The organism is Brevundimonas sp. (genome assembly GCF_041648615.1).
Lineage (GTDB): Bacteria > Pseudomonadota > Alphaproteobacteria > Caulobacterales > Caulobacteraceae > Brevundimonas.
Window position 1 is genome coordinate 1 of the sequence record NZ_JBAZOS010000061.1, and the last position, 6,925, is coordinate 6,925.

General features: G+C 68.9%; 7 protein-coding genes and 1 pseudogene. All 8 read right to left on the reverse strand.

The window, feature by feature from the left end; all coding sequences use genetic code 11:
* Positions 1–711, reverse strand: a pseudogene (locus WC555_RS14825) (polyribonucleotide nucleotidyltransferase); the annotation flags it as partial.
* Between the two features lie 248 nt (positions 712–959).
* The gene (rpsO, locus tag WC555_RS14830; RefSeq protein ID WP_055831653.1) at positions 960–1,229 is read right to left on the reverse strand and encodes a 30S ribosomal protein S15; all 270 of its coding nucleotides are present in this window, start codon (positions 1,227–1,229) and stop codon (positions 960–962) included.
* A gap of 27 nt (positions 1,230–1,256) precedes the next feature.
* Positions 1,257–2,207, reverse strand: coding sequence for a tRNA pseudouridine(55) synthase TruB (gene truB / locus WC555_RS14835; protein WP_373254807.1), 951 nt, complete (start codon positions 2,205–2,207; stop codon positions 1,257–1,259).
* Positions 2,207–2,683, reverse strand: a complete 477-nt coding sequence (rbfA, locus tag WC555_RS14840; RefSeq protein ID WP_373254809.1) for a 30S ribosome-binding factor RbfA — start codon at positions 2,681–2,683, stop codon at positions 2,207–2,209. The genes truB and rbfA overlap by 1 nt, the downstream gene beginning before the upstream one ends.
* 110 nt (positions 2,684–2,793) lie before the next feature.
* Positions 2,794–3,504, reverse strand: coding sequence for a DUF2459 domain-containing protein (locus WC555_RS14845; protein WP_373254811.1), 711 nt, complete (start codon positions 3,502–3,504; stop codon positions 2,794–2,796).
* A complete protein-coding gene (locus tag WC555_RS14850; protein WP_373254814.1) occupies positions 3,501–4,139 on the reverse strand; it encodes a hypothetical protein in 639 nt (212 codons plus the stop codon). The genes WC555_RS14845 and WC555_RS14850 overlap by 4 nt, the downstream gene beginning before the upstream one ends.
* Positions 4,140–4,212: 73 nt before the next feature.
* Positions 4,213–4,728: a hypothetical protein gene (locus WC555_RS14855; protein ID WP_373254816.1), complete on the reverse strand. Its 516-nt coding sequence runs from the start codon at positions 4,726–4,728 to the stop codon at positions 4,213–4,215.
* Between the two features lie 192 nt (positions 4,729–4,920).
* The coding region (infB, locus tag WC555_RS14860; protein WP_373254818.1) for a translation initiation factor IF-2 at positions 4,921–6,925 on the reverse strand (2,005 nt) is incomplete at its 5' end.

Sequence of the window (6,925 nt, forward strand, 5' to 3'; positions counted from 1 at the left end):
GTCGTCGGCCTGGAAGTCGAAGGGCTCCTTGGCGGCGTGCTCGGCCATTTCGATGATGGCGTCGATCACCGGCTGCATGCCGCGATGCGCGAACATCAGGGCGTTCAGCATGACCTCTTCCGACAGCTCCTTGGCTTCGGATTCGACCATCATCAGGGCGTCCTGGGTGCCGGCGACGACGAGGTCGAGCTGGCTGTCCGGGAGCTGGTCAAGCGTGGGGTTGAGGACGTATTCGCCGTCGATATAGCCGACGCGCGCGGCGCCGATCGGGCCCATGAAGGGCACGCCCGAGATGGTCAGGGCGGCCGAGGCGGCGACCAGGCCGACGATGTCGGGGTCGTTCTCGAGGTCGTGCTGCAGCACGGTGACGACGACCTGGGTCTCGTTCTTGAAGCCCTTGACGAACAGCGGGCGGATCGGGCGGTCGATCAGGCGGGAGACCAGCGTCTCCTTCTCGGTCGGGCGGCCTTCACGCTTGAAATAGCCGCCCGGGATCTTGCCGGCGGCGAAGGTCTTTTCCTGGTAGTTGACGGTCAGCGGGAAGAAATCCAGGCCCGGCTTGGGCGCGCGACCGTAGACGACGGTGGCGAGAACGACGGTCTCGCCATAGGTGGCCAGAACGGCGCCGTCGGCCTGACGGGCGATGCGGCCCGTTTCCAGCGTCAGCGGGCGGCCGGCCCAGTCGATCGTCTTGCGTTTGATATCGAACATGTTTCGTCTTTCGTATCCCGCGGGCGGATTCCGCGCGGGGTCCCATCAGTGGGTGGAGCGTCGGGCGTTCAGTCCTTCGGTCCATGGGCGTCCGCGCCATCGCGAACCGCCCGGGAGGTGTGAGGACCGGTATCCAGCCCTCGCGTCATGCGCCGGTTAGTCCCGCGGCGCGCGGGTGGTTCTGGATGCGGAACGAGGCGCGGACATGGCCCGCGCCTCGAAAAACTCTTCCGCTCGTCCCCTTCGCCTTAGCGGCGCAGGTTCAGCTTGCCGATCAGCGCCGTGTAGCGCTCGCGATCGACCTTCGACAGGTGGTCAAGAAGGCGACGACGCTGCGAGACCATCTTGAGCAGGCCGCGGCGCGAGTGGTTGTCCTTCTTGTGCGTCTTGAAGTGTTCGGTGAGGTTGGCGATGCGTTCCGAGAGGATCGCGACCTGGACCTCGGCCGAGCCGGTGTCGCCAGCGGTGCGGGCGTTGTCGGCGATGACTTCGTTCTTGCGTTCAGCAGTAATCGACATCGGGTATCCTTTCCTTGCCCTACCGCGCTAAGCGCTACCTGAGGGCAGTTGGAGGTTAAAAACGCGGTCGGGTTCCAGCCGGCCGGCCCGCAACTGACCGAGAGCGACGAGGGTCTGTCCCTGGAAGGCTGAAACGGTTCTGGAGCCGTCCCGAAGGCGGCCTTTGAGCGTTTCGACCTGTCGGGGGAGCAGAACGATCGGTCGTCCCTGACGAAGCGAGAAGGCGTCCTGATCCGTCACGGCCAGCTCCGGGATGTCGTCCAGGGCGGTCGCGACGGGAAGCAAGCCTTCCGAGGCGGCGTCCCTATGCACCAGATCGGTCAGGAAATCCAGCGTGACGGCGTTTTCCGTCGAGAACGGCCCGACCCGTTCGCGGCGCAGGGCCGAAACATGCCCCTCGGCGCCCAGCATGATCGCCAGATCGCGGGCCAGCGAGCGGACATAGACGCCCTTGCCCGTCCGCATGGTGATCTCGACATGGTCGGCGTCCGGCGCGCCGGTGACCGCGGCCTCGTGGATGGTGACCCGGCGGCTGGCCAGCTCGAACGCCGCGCCCTCGCGGGCCAGGTCATAGGCCCGCTGGCCGTCGACCTTGATGGCCGAGAACTGCGGCGGGACCTGATCGATCTCGCCGACGAAGGCCGGCAGGGCCGCCCGCACGGCCTCGACGTCGGGCCGCACATCCGACCGGGCGGTGATCTCGCCCTCGCGGTCGAGGCTGTCGGTCGTGACGCCCCAGTTGATGGTGAAGCGATAGACCTTCTGCGCCTCCATCATGAACGCGACAGTCTTTGTGGCCTCGCCCAGGGCGATCGGCAGGACGCCGCTGGCCAGCGGGTCCAGGGTCCCGGCGTGACCGGCCTTTTGGGCGTCGAACAGGCGGCGGACCTTCGAGACGGCGTCTGTCGAGCCCATGCCGTAAGGCTTGTCGAGACAGACCCAGCCGTTGACGATCTCGCCCTTCTTGCGGCGACCCACTAGCTGTTCCCGGCGCTGTCGTCCGCGTCGTCGTCCTCGAAGGGCGAGACATAGACGTCGGCGCGCACCCGGGGATCGTCCAGCAGCCGGTTCAGGCGCTCGGCGGCCGCGAAGCTCTCGTCGTGGCGGAAGCGCAGGTCGGGGGTGAAGCGCATGTCTATATGCCGCCCCAGCGCCCCGCGCAGGAATTTGGCGTGCACGTTCAGCGCCTTGACGATCTCGTCAATGTGGCCCGCGACCGGCGCCGTCTCGACGCCCGCGCCCAGCGGCTCGACGAAACAGGTGGCGTGTTTCAGGTCAGGCGAAAGCCGCACCTCGGTGACGGTGACGGAAACGCCCGTCAGGGCATCGTCCCGGATCTCGTTCTCGCGCATGACCTCGACGAGGGCGTGGCGGATCATTTCCGAGGCGCGCAGCTGGCGCTGGCTGACGGTGCCGGCCTTGGCGGCGGGCTTTTTCGGTTTGCGGTTGCTCATGCCTTGTCCTCGTCGCCTGCCGGGGGTCGGACCCGGCCTGAAAAAGCGAAGCCGCGTCGGGTCGGAAAGGCGGAGCCTTTCGAGCGCGGCGAATTAAATGAGCGCGGGGTCTAGTCCCGTGCGGCCCGGCTGTCCAATTCGGCGCGGTCGATGGTGGCCATGACCTCGGCCGAGGTGACCGACCGGACGGGCCGCACCGGCAGACCCGCGGCGTTGAGAACCCCCGCGCTCCAGTGGTTGCACAGACGCCCGATCGAGAAATGCTCGCGGCTGGCGAAAAAGCGGGCGTCATCGCCCGCGCGGGCCGTCGCGATCCGGGCCCGCCCGTCGGTCAGCGTCAGGGAGTCCTCGATGTGGTCGGCCATGGCGTCGAAACCTGTCGCCGAAAGGCGGAAGCTGCGGCGGCTTTTCGGCGCGAAGGCCGCGCGCGGATCGCGCTGCGCCGGATCCAGCATGATCACCGAGGCGTTGCCGGGCCGGAAGAAGGCGCGAAGGCCGTCCGGCAGGCGGCGCTCCATCGGGCTCTGGTCGACGTAGAATTTGGCGTCGCCCCAGCCGATCAGAATCCAGTCGCCGGGCGCCAGACCACGCACGGCGTCCGCCAGCGGGCCGGACCGCGCCTCCAGAGCCCGGCGCGGAACCGCCAGATCAGTGTGGAAGCCGTTGTCCAGCAGATGAACCTCGACCCCGGTCTCGTCGGGGCGCGCCGGCCACAGCGTCGGGTCGCCCGGCGCCGTCCATGTCCAGACGGCCGCGATCGCCGCCAGGACGCCGACGCCCAGAAAGCGCTTCAGGCCCCAGGATTCCCGACGGCGCCTCATCGCTGACGGAAGCTCCAGGCGCCGCACAGGGCCGAGGGCGGCGCATCGGGGCCGACGATCGTCCGTGTCCGGAACACCATCACATCGACCCGGTCCTGACGGTGCAACAGGCCGACCACGCCGGGGATCGCGCCGCCGCAGAGTGCGGAAGGCGCGACCGGCCGGTTTCGCGCGCCGGGCACGATGCGCCGCAGTTCGATCTGCGCGCCGGCCGGAGCGTCCCAGCGGTCGGCGAAGGTCTGGCCCGCGACAAAGGCCTCCCGGCCCGAGGCGATCCGAAGCGGTTGGGTATGGAAGGTTTCACCCCGGTCGAACCGAAGGTCGGCGCCGACGAAGGCGACCGCGCCTGTGGCGACCCGGGTCGCCTCGTCGGCCGCACCGAACTCGCCGGCCAGAACAGCGTCAGCCTGATCGGCGGCAAGGGTCTCCGGATCCGCCACGACCGCCGCCTTCAGACCCGACAGACCGTCGCCGGCGCCGGAGGGCAGCCTGGCCGCCCAATCGGCCGCCCGGCCGGCCGCCGGAGCGGCCTCGTCGCGCAGGACGCGCCACGCCTCGACCGCATGGCGGTTCTCGATGGCCAGCAGGAACAACACCAGGCAAAGGAGCGCCAGCGCGCCGGCCAGGCGTTTCAATCCGGTCTGTCGTGAGAGGGCGGCGGCGGGCATGGGCCGCGACATTAGCGAGGCTGCGCGAGGAGGTGAACGCCTATCGCGCCACAGGCGCGTTCGGATCGTCCGCGACGCCGCTTCCCGGCGGAACCGCCCACTCGCCGCGCCAGTCGTAGGACAGCTGGACGCAGTGCCGGTAGGTCCCGTCCGACCAGCGCCCCACGGCGTGCACCGTCAGCGGCCGCGCCAGCCGAACCCGCCCCAGCACCATCCAGGCCTCGTCCGACCCGGGACACAGGGCCCGGCCCAGGGCCCGACCGCCGCCCTCGGGCGTGATCGAATAGACGGCCGTCTCGGTCGAACCGGCCGGCAGGGCGCGCCGCACGGCGTCGGGGCCGCCGCGCCGGATGTCGGCCTGGCCGCGGTTCGAGGTGGAGATGATCCGCCGCACGCTGATGGCGCCGAACAGGCCGCGCTCGGCCTCCAGCGTGACGCCGCGCGTCAGGGCCTGGGTGACCCTGTTCGAGGCGTTATAGGCGAGAAAGCGCGTCTCCGCCGCGGCGGGGCCCGCCATGGCGGACAGGGTCAGGACGGCGATCAGGAAGCGGCGCATGCGGTTTGATCTCCGACAGGTAAGGCGAAAAGGCGGCGCGGCCCTCTCCCTCCCCTTCATGGGGAGGGACGATCGCGAAGCGATCCGGGTGGGGAATTGCAGCCTCAGGCCCGGACGGCGGACGCTTCACATTTCCCCACCCGGGCTTCGCTGCGCTGCGCCGTCCCTCCCCACTTCGGGGGAGGGAGAACCCTAGTCGAGCGTGCGCTTGATCTCTTCGACCGTGAAGCACTCGATGTAGTCGCCGGCCTTGATGTCCTGGAAGCCCTGGAAATGCATGCCGCACTCCTGGCCCGACGGGACCTCGTTGACCTCGTCCTTGAAGCGCTTGAGCGTCGTGAGGGTGCCCAGTTCCAGAACCACCACGTCGTCGCGGATGATCCGGACCTTGGCGCCCTTGCGGACCACGCCTTCGGACACCCGGCAACCGGCGATCTTGCCCGTCTTGGAGATGTCGAAGACCTGCAGCACCGCCGCATTGCCCAGGAAGGTTTCCCGTTGCAGCGGGGCCAGCATGCCGGACAGCACGCCCTTCATGTCGTCGAGCAGGTCGTAGATGATCGCATAGTAGCGGATCTCGACGCCTTCGCGCTCGGCCAGGTCGCGGGCCTGTTTCGAGGCGCGGACGTTGAAGCCGAGGATCGGCGCGCCGGCCGACTTGGCCAGCTGGACGTCGCTCTCGGTGATGCCGCCGGCGCCCGACATGACGGTGCGCGCGCGGACCTCCTCGTTGCCCATCTTGTCCAGCGAGCCGACGATGGCCTCGGCCGAACCCTGCACGTCCGCCTTGATGATGACCGGCAGTTCCGAGACCTTCTTGGACTGCAGCTTGGACATCATGTCGACCAGGCTGACCTGGTTGATGCCGCCCGTGGCCTTCTCGCGCTTGATGCGGTCACGGTATTCGGTCAGCTCGCGGGCGCGGGCTTCGCTCTCGACCACGGCGAACGGATCGCCGGGGCTCGGAGCCTCATCCAGACCCAGGATCTCGACCGGCACCGACGGGCCGGCTTCGGTCAGCTGCTCGTTGCGCTCGTTCAGCAGGGCGCGAACCTTGCCCCAGGCCGAGCCGGCCACGACGATGTCGCCGCGCTTCAGCGTGCCGCGCTTGACCAGGACGGTGGCGACCGGGCCGCGGCCCTTGTCCAGCTTGGCCTCGATGACCACGCCTTCCGAGGAGCGTTCCGGATCGGCCTTCAGGTCCATGACCTCGGCCTGCACCAGAATGGCGTCGATCAGGCCGGTCAGGTTGGTCCGTTCCTTGGCCGACACCTCGATGATCTGGGTGTCGCCGCCCAGGCTCTCGGCGATGACTTCGTACTGCAGCAGCTCGTTGACGACCTTCAGCGGGTTGGCGTCCGGCTTGTCGATCTTGTTGACCGCCACGATGATCGGGGCGCCGGCGGCCTTGGCGTGCTGGATGGCCTCGATGGTCTGGGGCATGACGCCGTCGTCGGCGGCCACGACCAGAACCACGATGTCCGTCACATTGGCGCCGCGGGCGCGCATCGCCGAGAAGGCGGCGTGACCCGGGGTGTCGAGGAAGGTGACGCGGTCGCCGCTTTCCAGACGCACCTGATAGGCGCCGATGTGCTGGGTGATGCCGCCGGCCTCGCCAGAGGCGACGTCGGTGGTGCGCAGCGCGTCCAGCAGGCTGGTCTTGCCGTGGTCGACGTGGCCCATGATGGCCACGACCGGCGCGCGGGGCGTGGTCGCCTCGTCGTCGATCGCGTCGGACAGGAAGCCGGTCTCGATGTCGCTCTCCGACACGCGGCGAACGGTCATGCCGAATTCGTCGGCCACCAGTTCGGCGGTGTCGGTGTCGATGACGTCGTTGATCTTCATCATCAGGCCCTGCTTCATCAGGAATTTGATGATGTCGACCCCGCGCACGGCCATCCGGTTGGACAGCTCCTGCACGGTGATGACGTCAGGGATGACGACCTCGCGCGGACGGTTCGGCGCATCGGTGGAGCCGCCCTTGCGCTTCTCTTTTTCACGTTCGCGGGCGCGGCGGACCGAGGCCAGCGAGCGCATCCGCTCGGCCGTGTCGCCGTCGCCGGCGACGGACTGGATGGTCAGGCGGCCTTCGCGGCGCTTGGGCTCGCCGCGGGTGCGGCTGACGGCCTTGCCGGCGTCGGAGAAACGCTTGTCGCGATCATCCTCGGGCTTGACCGGGCGGGCGAAACCGCCGCCG

Coding starts and splice junctions, on each gene's coding strand:
- rpsO (WP_055831653.1), bottom strand. CDS start 1,229: ATGTCGATTACTGCTGAACGCAAGAACGAAGTCATCGCCGACAACGCC.
- rbfA (WP_373254809.1), bottom strand. CDS start 2,683: ATGAGCAACCGCAAACCGAAAAAGCCCGCCGCCAAGGCCGGCACCGTC.
- WC555_RS14845 (WP_373254811.1), bottom strand. CDS start 3,504: ATGAGGCGCCGTCGGGAATCCTGGGGCCTGAAGCGCTTTCTGGGCGTC.
- WC555_RS14855 (WP_373254816.1), bottom strand. CDS start 4,728: ATGCGCCGCTTCCTGATCGCCGTCCTGACCCTGTCCGCCATGGCGGGC.